The following is a 23,654-nucleotide window of genomic DNA, read 5'->3' on the forward strand; positions in this document are numbered from 1 at the left end:
CCAGAGAAGTCATCGGCTGGCGTAATCGTCAGACCTTCAAGATCGTCCGAGCCCAACGTCCAGGTGCCATCACCATTATCGGTACCAGCCGACAAAGTGGCGCCATCCGGAACACCAGAGATCGTTACAGTGAGAACCTCACTGGAATCCGTCAGGCCTGCATCGATGTCGAGTGCAATTGCGCTGTCTTCATTGCCAGAAGCGTTTGAAGTCTCGAGTGTCGGGGCGTCAGCCACACCCGCAACATCAACCGTAATCGAACCCGTCGTCGTCGCAACATCTTCACCATCTGCAGACTGTGCGCTAACACCAAGATCGAAGCTGCCAGAGAAGTCATCCGCTGGCGTAATCGTCAGACCTTCAAGCTCATCCGAGCCCAGCGTCCAGGTGCCGTCACCATTATCAGTACCAGCCGACAAAGTCGCCCCATCTGGAACGCCACTAATCGTGATCGTCAGGGTCTCAGAGCTGTCAGCGAGGCCAGCATCGATGTCGAGCGCAATGGCACTGTCTTCGGTGCCGCTTGCGTCATCAACATCCAAAGTCGGGGCATCTGCAACACCGGCAACATCTACCGTGATCGCACCGGTTGTGGTGGCAACATCGTCACCGTCCACCGACTGAGCCGTAACGCCCAAGTCAAACGACCCGCTGAAGTCATCAGCAGGCGTAATCGTCAGACCTTCAAGATCATCCGAGCCCAGCGTCCAGGTGCCGTCGCCATTATCCGTACCCGCTGACAAGGTCGCCCCATCCGGCACGCCACTGATCGTGATCGTCAGAACCTCACTGGAATCCGTCAGGCCGGCATCAATATCAAGCGCAATCGCTGAATCTTCATTGCCAGAAGCGTTCGAAGTCTCAAGCGTTGGCGCATCAGCAACACCGGCAACATCAACTGTCAGGCTGTAGGTGGTAACCGCAAAGTCCTCGCCATCAGCCGACTGGGCTGTAACGCCCAGCTCAAAGCTGCCAGAGAAGTCATCGGCAGGTTTAATCGTCAGACCTTCAAGATCATCCGCCCCCAGCGTCCAGGTACCATCGCCATTATCGGTACCAGCCGACAGAGTTGCACCGTCCGGCACACCGGAGATCGTCACAGTGAGAACTTCCGAGCTGTCGGTGAGACCCGCATCAATATCCAATGCTATTGCGCTGTCTTCAGAACCGCTGGCGTCAGCAACATCCAAAGTTGGTGCATCCGCTACACCCGCAACATCGACCGTGATCGAACCAGACGTCGTCGCGACATCCTCGCCATCCGCCGACTGAGCGGTAACACCCAGATCAAACGAACCGGAGAAGTCATCAGCTGGCGTAATCGTCAGACCTTCAAGATCATCCGATCCCAGCGTCCAGGTGCCATCGCCATTATCCGTACCAGCCGACAGAGTTGCCCCGTCCGGCACGCCGGAGATCGTAACCGTCAGAACTTCCGAGCTGTCCGTCAGACCGGCATCGATATCCAATGCTATGGCACTGTCTTCATTGCCCGACGCATCGGAAGTTTCCAATGTTGGCGCGTCAGCCACACCCGCGACATCAACCGTGATGCTGTCGCTTACAGAAGCAATGTCTTCACCATCGGCAGACTGGGCGGTCACGCCCAGATCGAACGAACCGGAGAAGTCATCGGCCGGCGTGATCGTCAGACCTTCAAGGTCATCCGATCCCAACGTCCAGGTGCCATCACCGTTATCCGTACCCGCCGACAAAGTCGCCCCGTCCGGAACGCTAGAGATCGTAATCGTCAGAATTTCCGAGCTGTCTGTCAGGCCAGCATCGATATCAAGCGCAATGGCCGAATCTTCGGAACCGCTTGCGTCCGCAACATCCAAAGTCGGAGCATCGGCAACGCCAGCAACGTCAACCGTAATGGAGCCAGTCGTGGTCGCAACATCCTCGCCATCCGCCGACTGAGCGGTAACGCCCAAGTCAAACGACCCGGAGAAGTCATCAGCCGGGGTAATCGTCAGACCTTCAAGGTCATCCGAACCCAACGTCCAGGTGCCATCGCCATTATCCGTACCCGCCGACAAAGTCGCACCATCCGGAACGCCAGAGATCGTGACCGTCAGAACTTCCGAGCTGTCGGTAAGGCCCGCATCAATGTCGAGCGCAATGGCGCTGTCTTCGTTGCCCGAAGCATTCGACGTCTCAAGGGTTGGCGCATCCGCGACGCCCGCAACATCGACCGTGATCGAACCGGTCGTGGTCGCGATATCTTCACCGTCTGCCGACTGCGCCGTAACGCCAAGATCAAACGAACCAGAGAAGTCATCAGCCGGCGTGATCGTCAGACCTTCAAGGTCATCCGATCCCAACGTCCATGTACCATCCCCATTATCCGTACCGGCCGACAAGGTTGCACCGTCCGGAACGCCGGAGATCGTGACAGTGAGAACTTCACTGGAATCTGTCAGACCTGCATCAATATCAAGCGCAATCGCACTGGCTTCGTTACCCGAAGCATCCGCCACATCCAAAGTCGGCGCATCCGCCACCCCTTCGACATCGACTTTGATTTCTTCCATCACCACGGCGGTATCACTGCCATCGGTGGTGGAGACCAGAACGGTCAGGTCGATTTCGCCGCTGAAATCATCAGCAGGCGTAATTGTCAGGCCTTCAAGTTGATCCGGGTCAAGCGTCCAGGTCCCGTCACCATTATCGGTACCGGCCGACAAGGTCGCGCCATCCGGAACGCCCTTGATCGTGATCGACAGGCTTTCGCTGTCATCAAGAAGTTCCGTATCAATATTAAGGGCAATGGCGGTATCTTCGCGCCCTGAGGCATCAAGAACATCCAACGTCGCGCCATCGGCAACGCCTTCAACCTCGACCGTAAAGCTTGAACTGGTCGAATTTGTACTACCATTTGATTCGCGGCTGGTGGCGGTGACGGAAAGATCGAAACTACCGCTGAAATTATCCGGGGGCGTGATGGTCAAGCCACCCAATTGCCCCGGCGAAAGCGACCAGGTCCCGTCACCATTGTTGGTGCCGGCCGACAAAGTTGCGCCATCCGGCACACCGGAAATCGTGATGGTAAGAGTCTCGCTGCCGCCATCAAGGTCGTTAAGCGATGCCGAGAGATCAAGCGCAATCGCGCCGTCTTCCGAACCGGTCACATTACCAGCCGAAAGTTTGGGAGCGTCAGCGACCTTTTCGATTTCGACAGCTTCTTCTACTTCTGCGGTTTCTTCCGCTTCAACCGCTTCTTCTTCAACTTCTTCGGAAACTTCTTCCGGCTCGACAGCTTGTTCATCGGCCGGGACAAAATCCTGCCCCAGACCTTCGCGGTCACCACGATCGGGTACGTCACGTTCGCCGCGCAGATCGTTGGTGTCGTTGGTCGAAAGCGGAATATCGGGAAGATCAACCGTGCTTGGGTCAGACTTCAAAGAGATCTCATCCGAGCCATCCGTGCCCGCATTGGAATCAAACGTATCCGCCCCCGTATCAATCTGGTTATTGATCTCGGCTTCTTCGTTCTGGGCAATTGTCTGCTTTTCGCTGGCCTCGGCAGCCTGCGTCCGTTCCTGACGCTGACTTGCCGCGTTCTGGCGACGGAAAGCCTGTTGGGCTTCGGCTTGCGGGTTAAAGACCTGATTGCCGTAATGGACGGACCCAAGTTCCTGATCTGGAGGGGTCGGGTTACTGTTCTGGTCGTCATGCAATTCGACCAGTTCTTCTGACTCACTGTCCTGACCATCGGCGCGCTGAAGATCGTCTGGCGCTGTCTGTTCATCCAGACCGCCATTGCCTTCGCCGCGTGCGTTTTCAGAATTCCGTGGATCGTCCGCCATATAACCCGTTCTCCAAAAAGTGCGAAGCGGGTATATCCCGGCCCACACTTCTATACATTAGTATAGATACCCTGGTTTAAACCAGAGAAATGTGCGGCCGGGCAGTAGAAATGAGAATTTCATTTCCAGCAGGACCAAAAAATGCTCATCGTTCCGTGAACGCCTGATCAAGCGAGACATAAACCGGCTTCAAAAGGTATTTCAGCAGGGTACGCTCCCCGGTTTGGATGTCCGCCTGAACAGTCATTCCGGGTATGATCTTTTGAGCAGTTGCACCTATACCAACAGAATCAGCATCAAGTGCAACTTTGCCTTTATAATACGGTTTGCCTTCTTCATCAACAAAAGTAGAGGCAGAAATCGATACTAATTCGCCCGATATACCACCATATCGTATAAAGTCGAATGCACTGACCTTAACCGTAACCGGCTGGCCAAGATGGATATGACCGATATCCTCGGTTGAAATGCGCGTTTCTGCAATCAACACATCGTCAACCGGAACCAGTTCCATAACAATCTGGGCCGGGGCAATCACCCCGCCAATCGTTGTGAATTGCAGGCCTTTGATATAGCCGCGCGTTGGCGCAACGATTTCAAGGCGCGCAACACGATCGCGCAATTTGCGCAAGGCTTCGCGCGTCTGGGCAATCTCGCCACCAAGACGGCCAAGTTCCGTAATCGCTTCTTCCCGTTGGCTTTTTTCAAGTTCGTTCAAACGCAAATTGGCTTCGGCAATCGTTTCACGTGCACGTGCTTTTTCCGCAATTACGCCCGAAAGGTTGCCTTGTGCTTCGTTCAATTCACGTTGAATATTAAGGAACAACACCTTGGAATTCAGTCCCTGCTCATACAGGGACCGGCGCATGGTCACTTCCTGATTAAGCAAATCAGCCGACTTGCGCAGCGTTGCTTCCTGTTCGCTTAACTGTGCAAGCTCGGCATTGCGTTCCTTGATCTGGACTTGAAGAATTTCGCTTTGGTTCGCATCCAGCTCCGTCTGGATTTGATAAATTTCCTGCTGATTGCTTGCAAGTTCCGGATACAGAGCCAACCACGTCGCAAAGTTCGGCTCCCGACCTTCGGCCAAGGCACGAAAGCGTTCCGACTCGAGCTGTAGATTACCCAGCTTGGTTTCGGTTTGAGAAAGTTCAGCCTGCGCACCATCGGCCTTAAGCCGTATCAGTACCTGCCCTTTTTCAACCAGAGCACCGTCGCGAATCATGATTTCTTCGATGATACCCCCCTCCAGATGCTGGATTTTATTCACAGCACTGGTTGGCATCACCTGACCAAATGTAATCGCCGTTTCCTTGATCTCGGTCGTAGCAGCCCATGCAACAAGTGCCAGAAAACCAACCGACAACATCACCATGGCCGAACGGACAAAGACCGAAATACCGCCTTCTTCGAGCAAGACCGCATGCGAAAGGTAACGCGTCATCCGGCGGGATCGACGGAACCGCTCTATCGCAGTATTTTGCACAGCTCCATCACTCATAGGTAACCTCCGTCTATCACTTGCTGCTTGATCCGTTCTGGCGGGGCATCCCCGCGCAATTGACCCGCATCAAGAACAAGAATGCGGTCGGCCATATCCAGATGGCTTGGCCGGTGGGTAATCAGGAATATTGTTGAACCGCCACGCAGACGGTTAATCGTATGCAAAAACGCCCGGTCCGCACGCTGATCCAGACCATTGGTCGGCTCATCAAACAAAATAATCGGTGCTTCGCGGACAAATGCGCGCGCAAGTGCAAGCCGCTGCAGGAAACTGGCCGAAAAGCGCGAAGAATGCTGATCGCCCAGCCGGGACGAGAACCCTTCTGGCAGAGCTTCGACTTCTTGGAGGATTCCAGCAGACATACAGGCCATGCGCAAATCATCTGTCGATGCAACAGGGTTGGCAAGCCGCAAGTTCTGCGCAATCGAACCGCGGAAAAATTCAATATCCTGTGGCACATAGGAAATCGCCTGCCGCAAGGTTTGCGGGTCCATCTGGCGGATATCCGCGCCATCAATCAAAACCGCGCCCGCCTGTGGCTGATACATCCCGGCAACCAGTTTGATCAGCGATGATTTCCCCGCACCATTGGCACCAACCACCGCAACAACCTGCCCCGGTTTGATATCAAAATTGACCCCGACCAATGCTGGATCAGATTCCGGACTGTAGCGGAAACTGACGCGGGAAAATGATACCGCCCCTTCAAACCGGCGCTGATCAACCGAACGGGGCACAAGGTCCCCTTCGGGTGCCAGCGTCATCAGACGGTTAATCTGACGCACACTCCCGCGCAATTGCGCAAGTCGCGGCAAGCCCAGAAATGCCTGATTGATCGGCCCCAACACCCGCCATGCCAGCATCATCGATGCCACCAGCGCCCCGACACTCATTTGCGCATTCATCACCCGATCCGCACCAAAGGCAAGAACCAGCGCACCGGCTGTAATCATCAGGATCTGGGCAGATGTGTTAATCACGTTGTTCACCATCGCAACCCGGTATCCGGCATAGGCCGTGTCTGCCGAAATATCGCGGAAGCGCGCCAACCAGCGTTTTTCCGACGCGGTATATTTAAGGGCAGACATCTTGGCGACCGTTTCGACAAGGAATTCCTGCCGATTTGCCCCGTTGCGACCAAGCTCGGAGACCCGTCGCGAGACAACAGGAAAAGCAATCAACCCGATCAGGACGAAAACGCAAATCAAAGCGACCGGAATAAGAGACAGCCATCCACCAAGATAGAACATCACAATCAGGAATATCGGGACGAATGGCATTTCCAACATCACCAGAGCCATCGGGCCGGTGAAAAATTCACGTACACTTTCAAAGTCACGAATGCGCGAAATCTGCACCCCGACAGGGGCGCGTTCGGTAAAGGCAGGCGGCAACGACAACAGTCGTTCAAAGATCGCCCCGCTGACCAACGTATCAAGCCGCGCGCCAAAGTGGCTAACGATCTGGCTGCGAAGCGCACGCAAGACCCACGTCAAGATCAGGACAATACCGATACCGATCGAAAACTGGATCAGCATCGGGATCGAACGTGTTCCGATCACGCGATCATAAATGCCCATCACAAAAATGGGCGTCGCCAGTGCCATGATGTTGAGCACCAGCGTAATAAGCAGCAACTGATGGCCAAGGTTTGAAAACCGTTCGGCAATACCGCCAAACCAGCCGCGCTTGTCGTCTTCGAAATACCGTTCACGCCGGTCAGCAACCGTAAACTGATAAAGCTTGCCCGGAAGGGCCGATGCCTTGATCACGATTTCCCGGTCAGTCCCACCGTCAAAAACGCGGATACCGTTATCTTCCGGGCGCATCACCACCAATGCCGTGCCGTCATCCGGCACAAAGATGCATGGCATCATGCGTTCATCGATTTGATCAAATGTGGTGTCGATTTCGCGCGATTGATAGTTCAGGTGCGCAAGAACGTTGCGGAAATCAACCAGATCAAGCGCCTGATCCATATGAGGCAAGGCTTCTGCAACCTGACGCGGCAAACCGCGCCAGCCCAATGCCTGCAACAATGGCCAAAGACATGCGTCAAAATCAGACAGGGCGTCAGTACTTCCCAACCCCATCCTGTAATTTAGCGCATAGTCCATGTTTTCAAGTTTTTTCATTCCGCACCCGTCCCGACTGGCAAACGAAACGCCGATTGCGCCCGGGTTACTCGTTTGTTGCTCCGCTTAAGGATCGGCACAAGGTGATGATCGACAAGACGATATTGCTTGTTTGCCAAGGCAATAAGCGACGGACGGTGCGATACCATGACCAAGGTACAATGCTTTTTCAATTCCACCATCAAGCTGGCCATGATGTTATCGCCTGCGATATCAAGCGAACTGTTTGCTTCATCAAACAGCACAATGCGCGGGTAATCAATCAAGGCACGGGCAACGGCAATGCGTTGTTTCACCCCGCGCGGCAGCGTTTCAGATGCCTGTCCGCCAACTTCGGTGTCATAGCCTTGGGGCATCCGCATCACGATGTCATCAAGCCCCAGACGCCTGGCGATTTCGACAACCCGTTCAATGCCGATTTCCTTACGAAATCCGGTGATATTTTCAAGAATCGATCCTTTGAACATCACACCATGTTGCGGCAAATAGGCAATTTGACGTCGGGTCGATTCCGCGCTGTAATCTGCCGGATTTTTACCATCAAGCAGTATCTCACCGCGATCAGGGCGCAACGCCCCCATCAACATCCACAACAAGGTGGTTTTACCCGTCCCGTTGTCGCCGGTGACCGCAATCGAATCACCCGGTTCAATCACCAGATCAAGGTTATCGAAAACCTTTTTGCCATCGGCATGCGAAAAGCCGACATTCAGCAACTCGATCTTGCCATCAAGTAACGGCATTTCGACCGATCCCGGTTTGTCTTCAGATTCGACTTCAAACAATTCCTGCACGCGATGGCGGGCAACGCGAATGTTCTGGAACTGGGTCCACAGGCTCATTGCGCGCTGCAATGGCTGAATTGAACGCCCCGAAAGCATCGTACAGGCCGCCAAACCCCCAACCGTCAAGTTGCCCTGGATCACCAGTACACTACCAAATGCCGCAACCAGAACCATGGTCAGCATCGAAAACAATGCACTGGCATTGACCGCAGCATGCGCAGAACGTGCGGCGACAAGATCATCCCCGGCACATTGTTCCTGAAGCTGTTCATGTCGGCGGATCATCATGTTTTCCATCGCCATCGATTTAATGGTGTGGATCCCGGTCAGGGTTTCGATGATGAAGTTATAGCGGCGTTCGTCAGACTGGCTGCGCTTATCAAGGGCTGAACGCAACTGCTGTCCCAAAAACACCGCCGTAAGTAAAAACGCCAGCAAGATACCAAGCGGAACCGCAACAAGAACCCCGCCAATGATCGTAACCAAAGCCAGAAACAGAATGATAAACGGCAGATCAACAACCGCACCAATTGCCTGACCGGAATAAAAGTCGCGCAGCATGTTCAGGCTGTTTAACCGTTGAAGATGCAAGCCCGGCGCGGTTTTTCCATAATCGGTCAAGCTGGCTGAGAGCAAATGACCAACGGCGACCTGTGCGCTGTGATGTTCAAACTTTGCCGCCGAAAGGGACGAGACATAAGCACGGCCAAGACGCAAAAGGGCCTCAAGCACCAAGGCGCCCAGAACCCCCAACACCAAAAGCGTCAGGGTCGGGATCGAATTGTGCGGAAGAACGCGGTCATAGACCTGAAGCAAAGTGATCGGCAACGCAAGCGACAGCAGGTTGATTACCAAAGCGGCAACCAACAGCGCAAAACGACCCGTGCGCAAATGCGACAATGTTCCGATATTCAGTCCCGGCCGACGTGTCATGGGGCTGGTCTGCTCCAGATCTTACGATTTAATACCACCCAAAAGGCGGTATACTTATACCATCAGATAGGATGCATAAAGGATACCAAAATCCGACGCAAGAAAATCTTTCGTACCTTACAACCAGATATTCGCACGTCACACCCGCTCGAACCCTCATTTATTCAGGTCAAAGTGATCGCAATCAAGGTTTAATAAGTTTTATGCATCACCGTCTTCGCCACGCAATCTGTCGGTCGCACGCCGTTCGGCCTTTGTCGGGCGTCCTGCCCCGGCATCTCGTTCCGCTATCGGGGCTATTCTGATATCTGATGCCACTTCTTTTTTGGGCATTCTGGGCGGTGAATGATCAATATAAAGGGTCTGGGCTTCCGGGGCCGGACCGCGGCGTTCCCCCAATCCGACGACTTCGACAACGCGCAGATGCGTTCCCTGAAAGAATTGAAGCCGGTCACCGGGAACCACCGTCACGCTGGATTTCGAAACAGACTGGCCGTTCAGAACAATATGACGCGCCTGACAGGCTTTACTGGCCAGTGATCTGGTTTTGTAAAACCGCGCATGCCAAAGCCATTTATCAATCCGAAGCTTTTCTGTCTGTTCCTTCACAGCCTTCTGATCCTGTAACCAATTGATCAATTTACATTTAGAACGCAGAACGGCGACCTGCAAGGGTCGCCGTTCCAAAGTTCATATCCGATGCGATCAGCCTTTGGCTGCAAGCATTTCCTTAAGCTTGGCAAAAGGTGAATCTTCGTTGATCTGGTTCTTCTTTTCAGGAGCCTGACCACCACGACCACCCGGCTTATCACCGCGTTCGCCTTTGTTGCCCCCACGGTTCGGGCGGTTTGCACCCTTGCCTTTGGGGCCACCTTTCGCGCGTGCATCCTGACGCGGGCCACGCTGCTGACCACGGCCAGCCGGACCACTGCGTTTGCGACGGTCGACACGAACGAAGAATTTGACTTCAACCAGTTCATCGCCATCTGCATCGGTTTCAACAGAAGGCGCGTCCCCGACCGGGGCTTCGGCCCCATCAACTGCTGCAACTTCAGCAACAGCTTCTGCCGGTGCGTCTTCGCTTGCAGCTGGTGCCACTTCTTCTGCTGTAACGTCGGCAGGGGTTTCGGCTTTTACCTCGGTTGCAGCTTCGGCCACGGCCTCGGCTTTATCTGTCTTTGCTGCCTCTGCGCCTTTTTTCTCGGCTTCTTTGGCTTCAAGTTCGGATTTTTTGACCTTGGTTACTTCGGCACGCCAGCCAAGTGCGGTAAACACGCCTTCTGCCTGCTCGACCGTGCAGCCCAAAAGCGACAAAAGATCAGGATCAGGGCGAACCTTACCATCATTTTCACGCGCCTTTTGACGCAGCAACGCGGCAAAGCGTTCAAGCATATCCACACGTGCGGCCAACGGCCCCACCGGCATATAGCCCGCAGCCAGATAGAATCCCTTGGAATTTGCACGGTCATTGGGAACCGACGTACGGCCCGCTGGCGGCAAATCAGGAAGCGCATCAAGTTCACGAGCAACAGCCCAAAGAATGCCGCGCAGCTCAACAGGATCCGGCTTAAGCGCGTCAAGCACATGAACCGTTTCAACACCAAGACGCACACCAAGCTTGGCAAGCGCCTTACGGTCTTCGTCGGACAAATCTTTGACCAGACTGTCAAGTTCCGAACGCGGAACACAGCCAAGGCCTTCGTTCAGCTGGAACAAAAGACCCCGAATCGGACCTGAAAGCTGACAATCGCGCAGGCGGGTCAGCATTTTAAGGCGCGCTTCGATATGAGCATTGACAAAATTCAACAGACGGATGCGAACACGTTCGCGGGTCGGACCGTCAAAGAACTCGCTGTCGATCACCTGGACCTCAGGAGACAGAACCGTGTCACCTTTTTTCAGCACGCCAACCTGCGCACCGTTCCAAAGGACATCAAGCTGCCCATTCACCGAGAATTTATCGTCTTCATCGGTTTCAAGTTGTTTGACGCGTTGGGCGATTTCGCCTGTCAACGCGCGACGTGCGGCACTGGCGATAGCCTTGCCTTCGAAAGCAGCATCGGTTTCATCAGCGATGAAACGGAATCCGTCAAGACGGCCGACAAATTCACCTTCGACCTGTACTTCACCATTCGCAGTGATGGTAGACATGAGTTCAGACTTGTCCTTGAGACTTTTCAATAAAACCGAGGTCCGTCTATCGACGAACCTTTGGGTCAGGCGTTCATGTAGCACATCTGAGAGCTTATCCTCAATGGCCCGCGTGCGTTCCTGCCAATGATTGGAATCATCGAGCCAGTGATGCTTGTGCGATACATATGTCCAGACGCGAATACCTGCCAAACGTGATGACAACTGATCGATATCACCATCATAACGATCCAGACGCAAGACTTGTTCGCCTAACCAGTCGATTGGCAGCGTGCTTCCGGGTTTCGCAAGATAACGATAGATCGATGTTAGCAGTCTTGGATGGGTATCGGTATGGATATTTCTAAAGTCGGGAATCTGGCAGACTTCCCACAGTAACTGGACGCGATCAGGCGCCGTTGCAATCCGTGCAACATCCTCGTTATTCGCCAGATGTTCGAGCATGACTTCATCGACCGGCTCGCGGGCCAAAATCAGCGTCGGGTCTTCTGATCGACGACGCAATGATTTCTGAAGCGCGCCAACGGATCGGAAATCCAGTCGCGCATTCCGCCAGAATACTTTTGTCAGCGGCTCGAACTCATGTGCTTCGATTTGCTCGATAATATCGGGATCGATGCCAGAAAGGTTGCCCGTAACACCGAATGTTCCGTCATTCATGTGACGCCCGGCGCGACCAGCGATCTGTGCGGTTTCGGCTGCCGACAGGCTCCGGTTGAACTTTCCGTCGAACTTATGCAAGGCGGCAAAAGCAACGTGATTAAGTTCAAGATTAAGCCCCATGCCGATCGCATCCGTCGCGATAAGGTGCTCGACCTCGCCATTCTGGAACATTTCGACCTGCGCATTGCGCGTCCGCGGGCTGAGCGCGCCAAGGACAACCGCTGCACCGCCCTTTTGACGCCGCACCAGTTCCGCCACCGCATACACTTCCTGGGCCGAAAAAGTCACGATTGCCGATTGTGCCGGAAGGCGCTGAATTTTCTTGGCCCCGTTATAAGACAGGGTCGAAAAGCGTGCGCGCGTATCAAATTCGACATTCTCGACAAGCTTGCGGATCACCGGACGGATGGTTTCTGCGCCCATGAACATGGTTTCTGACCGTCCGCGCGCATGAAGCAGCCGGTCGGTAAAGACATGACCGCGTTCCGGGTCGGCACACATCTGGATTTCATCGATTGCCAAAAATTCGACCTGTTTGGCAACCGGCATGGCTTCGACGGTACACAGGAAATAACGGGCCGTTTTGGGCAGAATGCGTTCTTCACCGGTAATCAGCGCGACGGCAGCTTTGCCGACTTTGGCAACCGCACGGTCATAGTTTTCACGCGCCAGCAATCGCAGCGGGAACCCGATCATCCCGGTGGTATGCGCCAACATCCGTTCCATGGCCAGATGGGTCTTGCCGGTGTTGGTCGGCCCCAAGATGGCAAGGATACGGGGGCCGGATCGGGTTGAAATCTGCATCAAACTTTTCCAATCGACACCCCAATGATCCGGGCTGTCGCAATCATTGCGCCTTTCAACACGGCAACAGAAGCAATGTCAAGCTTTCTGCCCGCGCCCGCCCATGCACAAAGCGCAGAACTGTGCGGCTCCACCCATATCGTCGGGCTCACCCTAAGGCCGGATCAAAAGGTTGAGGCACGTTATTCGTCTTCCAATTCAAGCAGACGGGCACCGGGACCATCAACGGCCAGTTCGTCATAGGGATTGCGCAACGGGCAATCGGATATCGACAAACAGCCACACCCGATGCATTGACCAAGCTGGTCGCGCAAGCGCGTAAGCTGCTCAATCCGTTCATCAAGATCGTCGCGCCACTGCGAAGACAGCTTTGCCCAATCCTTGGCGGTCGGGATGGTGTTGGGCGGTAATTTATCAAAGGCATCCCCGATTTCGCCAAGCGGAATACCGGTTTTTTGCGCCACCTTGATGATCGCAACCTTGCGCAAAACCCCGCGATGAAACCGGCGCTGATTGCCATCGGTCCGGATCGAACTGATCAGGCCTTTGCGTTCATAAAAATGCACCGCCGATACGGCAATCCCGCTTCGCCGGGCGACCTCGCCAACACTCATATACCGCTGCAACACACCACTGCCTGCCAATTGACGTCTCCAAACCGGTTTTCACAAAAGTCAAAATTCGCACTTGACCTTAACTTTAGTTGAGGTTTTAGACCTTTACCCATTGCAAAGAAATTATCAAGGAACAAGTCCGATGAAAGAGACATTCAATGTAGCCGTCATCTATGGCAGTGCCCGCGAAGGCCGGTTCTGCGATACCGTTGGCAACTGGGTTGTCAGAACCCTGAAAACCGATCGCGACATTTCAGTCGATGTTCTCGATCCGGCGGTACTGAACCTGCCTGCCGCCCATGTGGGTGCGGAACATCAGGGTGTCCGCGACCTTCATGCAACCTTGGGCGAGGCTGACGCCTTTATTGTTGTCACCCCGGAATACAATCACAGCTTTACCGGCGAGCTTAAGCTTCTGATTGACGCTGCCAAAGCACAGTGGAAACGCAAACCGCTTGCCTTTGTGTCATATGGCGGCATGGCCGGTGGCCTGCGCGCTGTTGAACAATTGCGGTTGGTCTTTGCGGAATTGCACGTTGTGACCATGCGCGACGTTGTAAGTTTTGCCAATGCATGGGACCGATTTGATGCATCCGGTGTTCCCGTTGATGATGGCACCGATGCCGCCCTTTGCCACATGGTGACGGATTTGAAATGGTGGGCAGGTGCGCTTCGCGATGCCCGCTATCCACAAGCGGCCCCCAAACTGCGCGAGGTCGGCTGATGAGCACCCAACCCCCGATATCCCCTGACGAGATTGTCACCATCAGTCAGGTCCGCCCCAAACCCGGGCAACTCGAAAGCTTTGTCGAAATCCAGACCGCGTTTCAGCAAAATGTCGCATCAGAAATCGACGGCCTGATCGGCGGACGCCTTTTGATCGCCGAAGATCGCCAAAGTCTTGTGATCATGGCCAGATTCAGATCAAACGCCGATCTGGAAAAATGGACGCATTCTGCCCGATTTGGGCAACATATGGCCCGTGTGCGCCCCATGCTTGAACCGCCCAGTCCCGGTCGGTTCCACGTCCTGTATCAGTCCGGCACTGTTTAATTCCCCCCGCCCCGCAACAGTGTCGGGCTGATGCACCTGTGATGGCAAAATATCTTGTTTCGCCATCACGCCTGCCCCTTTGCGCCACCGGCAAATCGGGTAACTTCGACCTGAACGCAAAACGGGGCGACCATCCGGTCGCCCCGCCTACCCTTTAATACTTAACAGGGACCTTAGTGGTTCCGCATCTTGTCTGCATATTCCTTGAGCTGCCGACGCGCGGCCTGAAAACTGTTTTTAAGCGCGACATACACATCTTCATGGGCGTGATCGGCACTGTCACGTTTGACCATGATTTCCTTGCCCGGCACGTTGATGCCAAAATGCACGGCAAATCGGTTTCCATGGTTATGAGAAGCATGTGGACGTTCCACAACAACATGACAACTGGTCATGCGATCGAAGGTATCTTCCAGTTTTTGCACCTTGAAACGGATACGCTCGTCAAGCGCATCAGACTGATCAACATCACGGTAGGTGATTTGAACGGGAACCTTCATGATACGGCCTCCTGTTATAAGCCTTGGACGCAAAGCAGGGCATTGCACCCTGCCGTTTCACCCCGACGCCTTGGCGACGGGGACATTCAGGGGGGCTTGTTGTATGGTTGCCAACCCCTGTAAAAAACCGTCTATATCTATACTTAGGATAGAGGGCTTGCGCTGCAAGGTGCGTTGACGCATATCAAGCGCGGTTTACAGATTAATCCGTTGAGTTACGCGACCTTCTGCCTATCGTGGGGAAGGTCGGTAAATAATTGAAAGACAGGAGAAAAAAGAGGTCATGACGGAAGAAAAAATGCGGTTCGAGGCCGAGGTCAGTCGACTGCTCGATATCGTTGTCCATTCGCTTTATTCCAACAAGGACATCTTCCTGCGCGAGCTGATCTCCAACGCTTCTGATGCGTGCGACAAGCTGCGTTATGAAGCGATTGCCAAACCGGAACTGCTCGCTGGGGATGCTGAATTCAAGGTCCGCCTGCTGACAGATAATGTCCGCAATGTTCTGACGATTGCCGATAACGGGATCGGGATGAACAAGGAAGACCTGATTGAAAATCTTGGCACCATCGCCAATTCAGGAACCGCAAAGTTTCTTGAAGCGGCATCAAAATCCGACAATGCCAAGGATGTTGACCTGATCGGTCAATTTGGTGTCGGTTTCTATTCTGCATTTATGGTGGCAAGTAAAGTCGATGTCGTCAGTAAAAAGGCCGGCGACGATCAGGCATGGAAATGGTCATCGGACGGCAAAGGTGAATACACCATCGCCGAGGCCGAAATGGAAGGTCGTGGTACGCAGATCACGCTGCATCTGACCGACGATTTCAAAGAATTCACCGATGAACACCGCCTGCGCCATATCGTTAAGACCTATTCCGATCACATCGGCATTCCGGTTGTCCTGATGAAGGGTGACGGGGACGAGACGTTAAATGCGGCATCGGCCCTTTGGACCCGTCCCAAAAGCGACATCACCGAAGAACAATACAAGGAATTCTACAAACAGAATTCCCATGCCTTCGATGATCCCTGGAAAACCATCCATTATCAGGCAGAAGGTGCGATTGAATATACCGGCCTTCTGTATCTGCCAACCATGCGCCCTTTTGATCTTTATGATCCGCAGCGCAAAGGCCATCTGAAACTGTATGTTCGCAAGGTCTTCATCACCGAAGGTGCCGACGATCTGTTGCCGCCGTGGCTTCGTTTTGTGTCGGGTGTTGTTGACAGTCAGGACCTGCCGCTGAATGTCTCGCGCGAGATGTTGCAGCACAATCCGGTTCTGACCAAAATCAAGAACGGCCTGACCAAAAAGCTTCTGTCCGAACTTGAAACGGCTGCGAAAAAGGATGTCGAAGGGTTTGAAACCTTCTGGGAAACCTTTGGCTCTGTCGTCAAGGAAGGCCTTTATGAAGATCAGTCAAACCGTGACCGTATCCTGAAAATCGCCAAGTTCCGCTCGACCAAGGGCGATGGCTGGACAACGCTTGCCGATTATGTCGAACGCATGAAAGAAGGCCAGAAGGCCATCTATTACATCAGCGGCGAAGACATCGATGCGCTGAAACGCAGCCCGCAACTTGAAGGCTTTGCCGCCAAGGGCATCGAAGTATTGCTTCTGACCGATCCGGTTGACGAATTCTGGATGCCGTCCGTCGGCCAGTTTGACGAGAAAGACTTCAAATCTGTCACCCGCGGTGGTGCGGACCTGAATGACGTCAAATCGGACGATAAGGATGATGCCAAGGACGATAAAAAAGACGATGCGGCAAGTGATGCATCCGTCGATGCCTTGATCGCATCCATCAAGATCGCGCTTGGCACAGACATCAAGGATGTCCGTGAATCTGATCGCCTGACCAATTCCGCATGCTGTCTGATTGCCGATGAAATGGGCATGGATTTACGGATGGAACGGATGATGAAACAACACAATCGTGTTGATCACATCAGCCCGCGCATTCTGGAAATCAATCCGAAACACAGCCTGATCAAAAAGCTCTCGGACGTTGCGATCAAGGATGCCAAGGCCCCGATCCTTCATGACGCAGCACTGCTGTTGCTTGATCAGGCCCGCATTCTCGAAGGCGAAGCCCTGCCCGACCCGGTCAGCTTTGCCCGTCGCCTTGACCTGATTATGGAAAAGGGTCTGGGTGCATAAGCCCACACTATTCTCCACGTAATCCAATAAACTCTGAAAACGGCGCATCGTTTGGTGCGCCGTTTTCTTTTGGCTTTGTGCGAAATTTAAAATGCTTATTTACCAACAACAGGCATAAAGGCATCACATACATACTCGGCACACGACCTTACAGAACCCGACGGGAAGGCCCAAAACACGATGACTGCAATGATGAACTGGCAAAAACTGCTGTCACCGGCGCGGCTTGGCACCCGTCATTCCAGTGTCGGTGAATTTGGCCGATCCGACTTTCACAAGGATTATGACCGGATCATTTTCTCGGCCGCGTTTCGGCGCCTGCAACGTAAAACACAGGTTCACCCGCTGCCGGAAAACGACAATGTTCATACCCGTCTGACCCACAGTCTGGAAGTTTCCTGCGTTGGGCGTTCGCTGGGTTTGATGGTCGGGCATCGATTGCATGAAAAGGGCAGCCTGCCCGATGCGATTGAACCCGATCACATGGCCGCCATCGTTCAGGCCGCTGCCCTGTCGCACGATATCGGCAACCCGCCCTTTGGGCATGCTGGTGAATATGCTATCCGCCAATGGTTTGTCGATGCCGATCCCGAATTCACCAAAAGCCTGACACCTGAACAGTTTGCCGATCTGACCACCTATGAAGGCAATGCGCAGGGCTTTCGCCTTTTGACGAACAAACGGACTGGTCTGTATGATGGCGGCATGCGCCTGACCTATGCGACCTTGGCAAGCTTCCTGAAATATCCCTGGTCGGCATCTGGCAGTCCTTTCCCGCAAAAAATGAAATTCGGTGCCTTCCAAAAGGAATTCGGACTGCTTGAAGAAGTTGCCGATGCCACCGGCCTTATCCGCACCAGCGATCAGGCCTTCTGCCGTCACCCACTGGTTTATCTGGTCGAGGCGGCCGATGATGTTTGCTATGCGCTAATTGACATCGAAGACGGGGTCGAGCTGGAACTGGTCGATTTCAAAGTTCTCGAACAAATGCTTCTGCCCTGCATCACCGATGCCCTTCCTGCCGAGTATCACCGCGAACTTAACATCAGCCGCAAGATTTCCTTCCTGCGCGGCAAAATCATGACCGGCCTTCTCGATGCGTTGGTCGAGGCCTTTGTCGCCAATGAAGACGAACTTCTGGCGGGCGTCTGGAAAGGTGATCTTCTGGCCTGTGCCAGCGGCCCTTACAATGACCTGATTACCACCGCCAAATCATTCTCGGAAAAACAGATCATTCTCAACCGGCGGAAGGTCCAGATCGAAGTCGGGGCCTTTGCCCATCTTGAAACCCTGCTTGATACGTTTTGCAAAACCGCACTTGATGTTCATCACGCCGGGTCAGAATCCAGCATTCCGTACCGTGCCGGACGGGTGCGTGAGCTGATCGGCAAGGATGCCATGCCAATCGGGGCACCGCTTTATGATCTTTATCTTGTGATTTTGGACTATGTATCAGGCATGACCGATGATTTTGCCGCCCGGCTGGCACGCGACATTGGCGGGGGACAGCACTGATCAATGTGGTTTTTTGGCCCCTTCATCGCACGTTATCGCCGCAGGACCGCTTTCTTTGCCGCTGCGGGCATTGCGGCTGTCGTCTATGGCCTGGTTGACCAAAGTACCCGCCCGGAACTTGATGCCTGGTATTGGCCAACGGTTTTCGGGTCTGTCAGTTTTATTGTAACACGCTTCATCATATCCCGGCTGATCGGCCGGTTTGTCGGCGGTGTCCGCCGCCACATGAGATAACCAGATCAAGCACCAGCACCGCGTAACACGCAAAAAAGAAGGCAAGCCCGAAAGCCTGCCTTCTTCATTCAGATAATTGAAACTGCCAGTTTGACCACTGACAGAGTCACTTAGTCATCACCGCCGCCCATGGCACTGCTGATTTTCTTGTCAGTATTGTACTGACTAAGCGCATAAACAGCCCAAATCGCAGCCGGAACCCAACCAACGAGCGTAATCTGCAGAATCAGACAGATGACACCTGCAATAGGCCGCCCAATGGTAAAGAACAGCAGCCATGGCAAAAGAAGTGCGATCAATAAACGCATGGATGAATTCCCCTTATCAGTTCGACGTGCTTACATGCCGTCTTCGAAAGTAACCGTCACAACGCGGTTGCCCTGTTCGGCAACACCGTCATCGGTTGCGACCGGAACGTTTGCTTCGCCGCTGATGCTGATTGCAAGACGGCTTGCCGGAACACCACCGTCACGCAATGCTTTAACCACTGCATCAACACGCGATTTTGCCAGAATGTCATTATACATCGCATCGCCCGCACGGTCTGCATAGGCAACCAGGCTGATCATGGCTGGCTCGTATTTGCCATATGCTTCGACAATACCATCAACAACCGACATTGCTTTGCCGTCAACGGCAGCACTATCAAAGCCGAAATAGACATTCATCGGAACCGGCATTGCCATCGGCATTGCTTTTGGCATTTCGTTGGTTTCAAGTTCAGCCTGAACGATTGCCAGTGCCTGATAGAAGGCCGAACGGCAATTATCGATGTCTTCCTGCTGAATGTTTTCTTCAAGTTCCTGCAACCAGCAATCGAAGCTCGACTGCGCACGCGCAGCAGCAGAAGCGGCCTTGCCCCGTCCACCGGCATCAAATGCGGCCATCAGATCGCTACGGGCAATTTCAACTTCGCTGGTGGTGCCTTCTGGCAGGGAACGTTCGGAAATCATCTGCGGGCCGGTATCCTGGCTCATCGCAGCCATTTTCGACCGGCTGGTGAAGTAACGCGCATCGGTCCAGTCGGCTTCGTCATACTCAGCCTGGGCCAAATCAGCGTAATTCTGATGAAGAGCCGCATCAAAAGCCGAACCTTCGTCGGCCATGTCACGTACCCCGGGAATGTTCATATTTGCGCACGCGCTCAAAAAGGCGGCGGCGGAAACAACGGCAAGCAGTTTAGCTTTCATCGGTTTTACTCCTTGTCAGACCGAATATCAGGATCCCAATCCCATAAATTTCATGATGGAAATGCTGATATCTGTTTTCCGATATCTTGCCATATCCATCTGACAGGTCATTTGCGCCTGTCCATCTTCCATGCCGTTCTTACAGTCAATCTGATCCATCAGACATGACCCCGAATTTTGACCATGGATAAACACCACAATCCAAACACCCCAAGACAACATGGTTCAAAGATATACTTAACCCTATCCACAGATATATAGAAGTCAAATTCATGAAAAAAAGCAGTGGGATAGAGAAAATTCATAATCCCCTCACATCCGGCTACCTGCGCGCGCGCCCTTGATCACGGGTTTACGAGCATCCCGCAAACCCGCGCAAATGGATAGAACCCTTCAAAAACCAAAATGGCCTGATGAGGCATCCCTCATCAGGCCAAAGCTTATCGGTCACTCAAGAACGTGCGCGATAGATCAGTCCGAAGACCCACCAAACAGGCCTTTCACCGCACCACCAAGTGCATCCGCGCCATCTTTCAGCTTCGTACCACCAGCACCGCCAACGGCACCAACCGCACCGGCGACACCTTTGCCAAGGTCACCAACGCCCTGCATCAGGCCATCAACATTCAGGGTCGAAACAGCCTTGAAGACAGATGCGTTGATTGCGGTCAGAATTTCGCCTGCAACTTCGGCCGGTGTTGCACCACCTTCTTCTTTGCCAACATCCTGAAGATGGATTTCAGGCAAGCTTGCCGAAAGCTTCTTGCCCTGCAGGAAGCCTGCAGAAACCCCCACATCGCCGTTCCGTACATAGACATTATCAATGATGATTTTGGTCCCCGACGCTGCGTCTTCGGATTCCGCACTATCGCCGCCTTCCGCACCACCGGCCCCTGTCGGGCCGGACACACGCTGCACAAAGCTTTCCACATTGCGCTGAATGGTTGCGATATTTGACGATCCATTACCCAACTCATAGGTAACACTTGGCGCATCAACAATAACTTCGATAATCCGGATCGTATCACTGGTCAGGGTCGATCCATCAAGCCGGACCGAGATATTCCCCAACGAAAAAGCATAGTCGGTATTAAACCCGTCAGGGTTGCCAACCACCAGACCACTAATGCTTGCTGTATCTTGCGTTGTGTCGATTGCAACACCCTCGACGGTGACATCGGCCAATGTCACACGTGTGCCAGCTTCTTCAATCGTGCTTTTGACGATATTGTCCAGATTGACATAAACGTACACAAGACCACCAACGACCAACACAATGATCGCAGCCAAACCAATCAGTATCTTTTTCATTGCCCGTATCCTGCATAATTTTCCACTGAAACAGTGCGACATTCACAACATGGGCACATATTCGGCGGTATTCAACCAAAAGATTTGCGCTGATTGGCTGGATAATCAAGTTCTTTTCCATGACAAAACAGCGGGCTAGGTTTCCCCGGCCCGCTGTTTTCAAGCTCACTCAAAGACCATCAGATCAAAGATTAAATTCAACCACCACTGGTGCATGATCAGATGGTTTTTCCCAATCACGGGCAAGATCATAGACAGATGCGGTGCGCACAGTGCCCGCCATATTCGGCGTCATCCAGACATGATCCAACCGGCGGCCCTTGTTGCTTGCACGCCAGTCACGCGAACGGTAGCTCCACCAGCTAAACAGCTTTTCCGGTTCCGGGACAACTTCGCGGACGGCATCGATGAAATCACCGGTCTGACGGAACTTTTCAAGAATTTCGACTTCAATCGGGGTATGGCTGACCACGCGCAAAAGCTGCTTATGCGACCAGACATCATTTTCCGACGGGGCAATATTGAAATCCCCGACCAGCACCGCTTTGCGATCCGGGTCACTGGCGCGACGGTCTGTCCACCAGCTTGTCATTTCATCAAGGAAGGACAGCTTATGGGCAAATTTCTCGTTGATTGCCGGGTCGGGTTCATCCCCGCCTGCCGGGATATAGAAATTGTGCAATTCAACGCCATTCTCGAATTTCGCCATGCAGTGACGGCGATCATCCTTGCCACAGAAATTCTTGATGTCGGTTTCAACAAACGGCAGGCGCGAAATGATCGCCACCCCGTTATAGCTTTTCATGCCGTGGTTATGACGATGAACGTACCCGGCGGCTTCGAATGCCTCGTGGGGGAAATGTTCATCCGGGCATTTCAGTTCCTGCAGGCACAGCGCATCTGGTTGCTGTTCTTCAAGGAACTTGACCACCTGTTCGATGCGCAGACGGACAGAATTGATATTCCAACTTACGATTTTCAAAACGGGCTCCGTTTCAATTTTTTTCGGGGATGGGCTCCTGACCCGCGATCCCGTGAATTTTCGGCAAACAGTCGAGTTATTTCAACGTCACCGACAGGTCTGCGACATCGGCAATCACGACATCCATCCGGTCACCGCGCACCACCTGACCAACACCTTCTGGCGTGCCGGTAAACAAAAGATCACCGGGTTTCAGTTCAATCAGGGTCGACAGATGCACCAAGGCATCAACAATCGGCCAGACCATCTTGGCCGTCGTATCGTCCTGACGGACCGTCCCGTTGACCGACAATTTCAGATTGGTCGCGTGCGGATTACCGGCATCTGATTTCGGTTTGATTGCCGAAATGGCGGCACAGCCGTCAAAAGACTTGGCCATATCCCACGGAAGGCGGCGGTCTTTTAAATCTGCCTGAACATCACGGCGCGTCATATCAAGACCCGCGGCATAGCCAAAGATCGCGTCTTCGACTGCAGCCCTATCAAGGTCCTTACCACCTTTGGACAAGGCAACAACCAATTCACCTTCGTAATGCAGATCGTCGGTGGCTGAGGGATATGGCAAATCGCCATTACCAACGACAAGGCAGTTGGTCGGTTTCATGAAAACACATGGTGGTGTATCGGACGGGTCCGATCCCATTTCACGCACATGATCGGCATAGTTTTTACCGATGCAAAAAATGCGGTTCACCGGAAAAAGCTGATCGGAATCTTGGACCGGAACGGTCGTCACGTCGGCAGGCTGGAAAATCATGCCCATGGTGGCCCCCTGTGTCAGGAATTGTTGGCATTACTGATAGCCAAGCCACACGCAAAAAGAAATGCCGAAAGCTGTTTCTCCCTGATCTACTGTCAGGAATTGTCAGGATCACGGTTATCAGATCCCAGCAAGTTAAGGATCCTGTCTTTGAAACCGGCTTTTGCATCTTCGATCTGTCTGGCATCCCAGAAAGCCGGAACAGTCATGGTCAGAAGCTTTGCTTCGCCTTCTGAGGTAATATGAAGATGATAGCGCTGACGGGGTTTGATCAAAATGCAGTTGTCCTCACGGGCAAGACTGTCGCCATCTGCATCACAGATTTCAACACTGCCTGACAGAACAAAAATCAATTCTTCAGCATCCAGATTTTGCACCCCGGATACCACACATGGCCCTTCGAGCAACACTTCGCGCGCACTCAGGGACGATGCGATGCCATGAAAAGGCATATTGTCGAAATCAGCTAAAACTGGTTGCACATTTCCGCGATGGAACATGGACGGGCCTTCCCAAATCGTGACAGTGGTTTGCTCGCCGGGAAAAT

General features: G+C 53.4%; 19 protein-coding genes. 5 read left to right on the top strand and 14 right to left on the bottom strand.

All coding sequences use genetic code 11. The annotated features are described in order from the left end of the window. The 7 genes from RIC05_RS11380 to soxR all read right to left on the bottom strand — a co-directional run. Nucleotides 1–3,809: beta strand repeat-containing protein (locus RIC05_RS11380; protein ID WP_350059760.1), on the bottom strand; the 3,809-nt coding region annotated here is incomplete at its 3' end. A gap of 145 nt (nt 3,810–3,954) precedes the next feature. Then, entirely contained in the window at nt 3,955–5,310 is a 1,356-nt protein-coding gene (locus tag RIC05_RS11385) for an HlyD family type I secretion periplasmic adaptor subunit (protein WP_350048829.1), read from the bottom strand. Further along, nucleotides 5,307–7,448, bottom strand: a complete 2,142-nt coding sequence (locus RIC05_RS11390; protein ID WP_350048827.1) for a peptidase domain-containing ABC transporter — start codon at nt 7,446–7,448, stop codon at nt 5,307–5,309. Before RIC05_RS11390 ends, RIC05_RS11385 begins: the two co-directional genes overlap by 4 nt. Next, a complete protein-coding gene (locus RIC05_RS11395) occupies nt 7,445–9,166 on the bottom strand; it encodes a peptidase domain-containing ABC transporter (protein WP_350040498.1) in 1,722 nt (573 codons plus the stop codon). The genes RIC05_RS11390 and RIC05_RS11395 overlap by 4 nt, the downstream gene beginning before the upstream one ends. Nucleotides 9,167–9,367: 201 nt before the next feature. Then, nucleotides 9,368–9,775 carry an RNA-binding S4 domain-containing protein gene (locus RIC05_RS11400; RefSeq protein ID WP_350048825.1) on the bottom strand — a complete coding sequence of 136 codons (408 nt, stop codon included), beginning with the start codon at nt 9,773–9,775 and terminating at the stop codon, nt 9,368–9,370. Nucleotides 9,776–9,871: 96 nt separating this feature from the next. Then, entirely contained in the window at nt 9,872–12,784 is a 2,913-nt protein-coding gene (locus RIC05_RS11405) for a helicase-related protein (protein ID WP_350048823.1), read from the bottom strand. Between the two features lie 182 nt (nt 12,785–12,966). Then, nucleotides 12,967–13,428: a redox-sensitive transcriptional activator SoxR gene (soxR, locus tag RIC05_RS11410; RefSeq protein ID WP_430473054.1), complete on the bottom strand. Its 462-nt coding sequence runs from the start codon at nt 13,426–13,428 to the stop codon at nt 12,967–12,969. Nucleotides 13,429–13,540: 112 nt separating this feature from the next. Here soxR and RIC05_RS11415 point away from each other — a divergent pair, with 112 nt between their 5' ends. Continuing rightward, nucleotides 13,541–14,122 carry an NADPH-dependent FMN reductase gene (locus RIC05_RS11415; RefSeq protein ID WP_350048821.1) on the top strand — a complete coding sequence of 194 codons (582 nt, stop codon included), beginning with the start codon at nt 13,541–13,543 and terminating at the stop codon, nt 14,120–14,122. Then, nucleotides 14,122–14,451, top strand: coding sequence for an antibiotic biosynthesis monooxygenase family protein (locus RIC05_RS11420; RefSeq protein WP_350048819.1), 330 nt, complete (start codon nt 14,122–14,124; stop codon nt 14,449–14,451). The genes RIC05_RS11415 and RIC05_RS11420 overlap by 1 nt, the downstream gene beginning before the upstream one ends. Nucleotides 14,452–14,624: 173 nt before the next feature. Here RIC05_RS11420 and RIC05_RS11425 read toward each other — a convergent pair whose 3' ends face one another. Beyond that, complete coding sequence (locus tag RIC05_RS11425) at nt 14,625–14,951, bottom strand: HPF/RaiA family ribosome-associated protein (protein ID WP_350040493.1); 327 nt, start codon at nt 14,949–14,951, stop codon at nt 14,625–14,627. A 283-nt stretch (nt 14,952–15,234) separates the two neighbouring features. Between RIC05_RS11425 and htpG the strand changes: the two genes are divergently transcribed. The 3 genes from htpG to RIC05_RS11440 all read left to right on the top strand — a co-directional run bounded on the left by htpG (nt 15,235) and on the right by RIC05_RS11440 (nt 18,864). Next, complete coding sequence (htpG, locus tag RIC05_RS11430) at nt 15,235–17,115, top strand: molecular chaperone HtpG (protein WP_350048817.1); 1,881 nt, start codon at nt 15,235–15,237, stop codon at nt 17,113–17,115. A 180-nt stretch (nt 17,116–17,295) separates the two neighbouring features. After that, nucleotides 17,296–18,630: a deoxyguanosinetriphosphate triphosphohydrolase gene (locus RIC05_RS11435; protein WP_350048816.1), complete on the top strand. Its 1,335-nt coding sequence runs from the start codon at nt 17,296–17,298 to the stop codon at nt 18,628–18,630. Nucleotides 18,631–18,633: 3 nt separating this feature from the next. Continuing rightward, on the top strand, nt 18,634–18,864 hold the full coding sequence (locus tag RIC05_RS11440) for a hypothetical protein (RefSeq protein ID WP_350040490.1): 231 nt from the start codon (nt 18,634–18,636) through the stop codon (nt 18,862–18,864). A 110-nt stretch (nt 18,865–18,974) separates the two neighbouring features. On the opposite strand, the gene RIC05_RS11445 is transcribed toward RIC05_RS11440, so the two are convergent. From RIC05_RS11445 to RIC05_RS11470, 6 genes are all read right to left on the bottom strand, one after another. Next, nucleotides 18,975–19,172, bottom strand: coding sequence for a YqaE/Pmp3 family membrane protein (locus tag RIC05_RS11445; RefSeq protein ID WP_350040489.1), 198 nt, complete (start codon nt 19,170–19,172; stop codon nt 18,975–18,977). A 30-nt stretch (nt 19,173–19,202) separates the two neighbouring features. Beyond that, nucleotides 19,203–20,054: an OmpA family protein gene (locus RIC05_RS11450; RefSeq protein WP_350048814.1), complete on the bottom strand. Its 852-nt coding sequence runs from the start codon at nt 20,052–20,054 to the stop codon at nt 19,203–19,205. A 471-nt stretch (nt 20,055–20,525) separates the two neighbouring features. Then, a complete protein-coding gene (locus RIC05_RS11455) occupies nt 20,526–21,365 on the bottom strand; it encodes an AsmA family protein (protein ID WP_350040486.1) in 840 nt (279 codons plus the stop codon). Between the two features lie 184 nt (nt 21,366–21,549). Then, complete coding sequence (xth, locus tag RIC05_RS11460; protein WP_350048812.1) at nt 21,550–22,347, bottom strand: exodeoxyribonuclease III; 798 nt, start codon at nt 22,345–22,347, stop codon at nt 21,550–21,552. A gap of 76 nt (nt 22,348–22,423) precedes the next feature. Beyond that, complete coding sequence (locus tag RIC05_RS11465) at nt 22,424–23,110, bottom strand: fumarylacetoacetate hydrolase family protein (protein ID WP_350048810.1); 687 nt, start codon at nt 23,108–23,110, stop codon at nt 22,424–22,426. Between the two features lie 92 nt (nt 23,111–23,202). Next, entirely contained in the window at nt 23,203–23,607 is a 405-nt protein-coding gene (locus RIC05_RS11470) for a hypothetical protein (protein WP_350048808.1), read from the bottom strand. Between the last annotated feature and the right edge of the window lie 47 nt (nt 23,608–23,654).

Source organism: Thalassospira sp. (assembly GCF_040218635.1).
GTDB lineage: Bacteria > Pseudomonadota > Alphaproteobacteria > Rhodospirillales > Thalassospiraceae > Thalassospira.

Coding starts and splice junctions, on each gene's coding strand:
- RIC05_RS11450 (WP_350048814.1), bottom strand. CDS start 20,054: ATGAAAGCTAAACTGCTTGCCGTTGTTTCCGCCGCCGCCTTTTTGAGC.
- RIC05_RS11390 (WP_350048827.1), bottom strand. CDS start 7,448: ATGAAAAAACTTGAAAACATGGACTATGCGCTAAATTACAGGATGGGG.
- RIC05_RS11435 (WP_350048816.1), top strand. CDS start 17,296: ATGACTGCAATGATGAACTGGCAAAAACTGCTGTCACCGGCGCGGCTT.
- RIC05_RS11470 (WP_350048808.1), bottom strand. CDS start 23,607: ATGTTCCATCGCGGAAATGTGCAACCAGTTTTAGCTGATTTCGACAAT.
- RIC05_RS11440 (WP_350040490.1), top strand. CDS start 18,634: ATGTGGTTTTTTGGCCCCTTCATCGCACGTTATCGCCGCAGGACCGCT.
- RIC05_RS11455 (WP_350040486.1), bottom strand. CDS start 21,365: ATGAAAAAGATACTGATTGGTTTGGCTGCGATCATTGTGTTGGTCGTT.
- RIC05_RS11425 (WP_350040493.1), bottom strand. CDS start 14,951: ATGAAGGTTCCCGTTCAAATCACCTACCGTGATGTTGATCAGTCTGAT.
- RIC05_RS11415 (WP_350048821.1), top strand. CDS start 13,541: ATGAAAGAGACATTCAATGTAGCCGTCATCTATGGCAGTGCCCGCGAA.
- RIC05_RS11385 (WP_350048829.1), bottom strand. CDS start 5,310: ATGAGTGATGGAGCTGTGCAAAATACTGCGATAGAGCGGTTCCGTCGA.
- RIC05_RS11395 (WP_350040498.1), bottom strand. CDS start 9,166: ATGACACGTCGGCCGGGACTGAATATCGGAACATTGTCGCATTTGCGC.
- RIC05_RS11420 (WP_350048819.1), top strand. CDS start 14,122: ATGAGCACCCAACCCCCGATATCCCCTGACGAGATTGTCACCATCAGT.
- RIC05_RS11445 (WP_350040489.1), bottom strand. CDS start 19,172: ATGCGTTTATTGATCGCACTTCTTTTGCCATGGCTGCTGTTCTTTACC.
- RIC05_RS11405 (WP_350048823.1), bottom strand. CDS start 12,784: ATGCAGATTTCAACCCGATCCGGCCCCCGTATCCTTGCCATCTTGGGG.
- RIC05_RS11465 (WP_350048810.1), bottom strand. CDS start 23,110: ATGGGCATGATTTTCCAGCCTGCCGACGTGACGACCGTTCCGGTCCAA.
- htpG (WP_350048817.1), top strand. CDS start 15,235: ATGACGGAAGAAAAAATGCGGTTCGAGGCCGAGGTCAGTCGACTGCTC.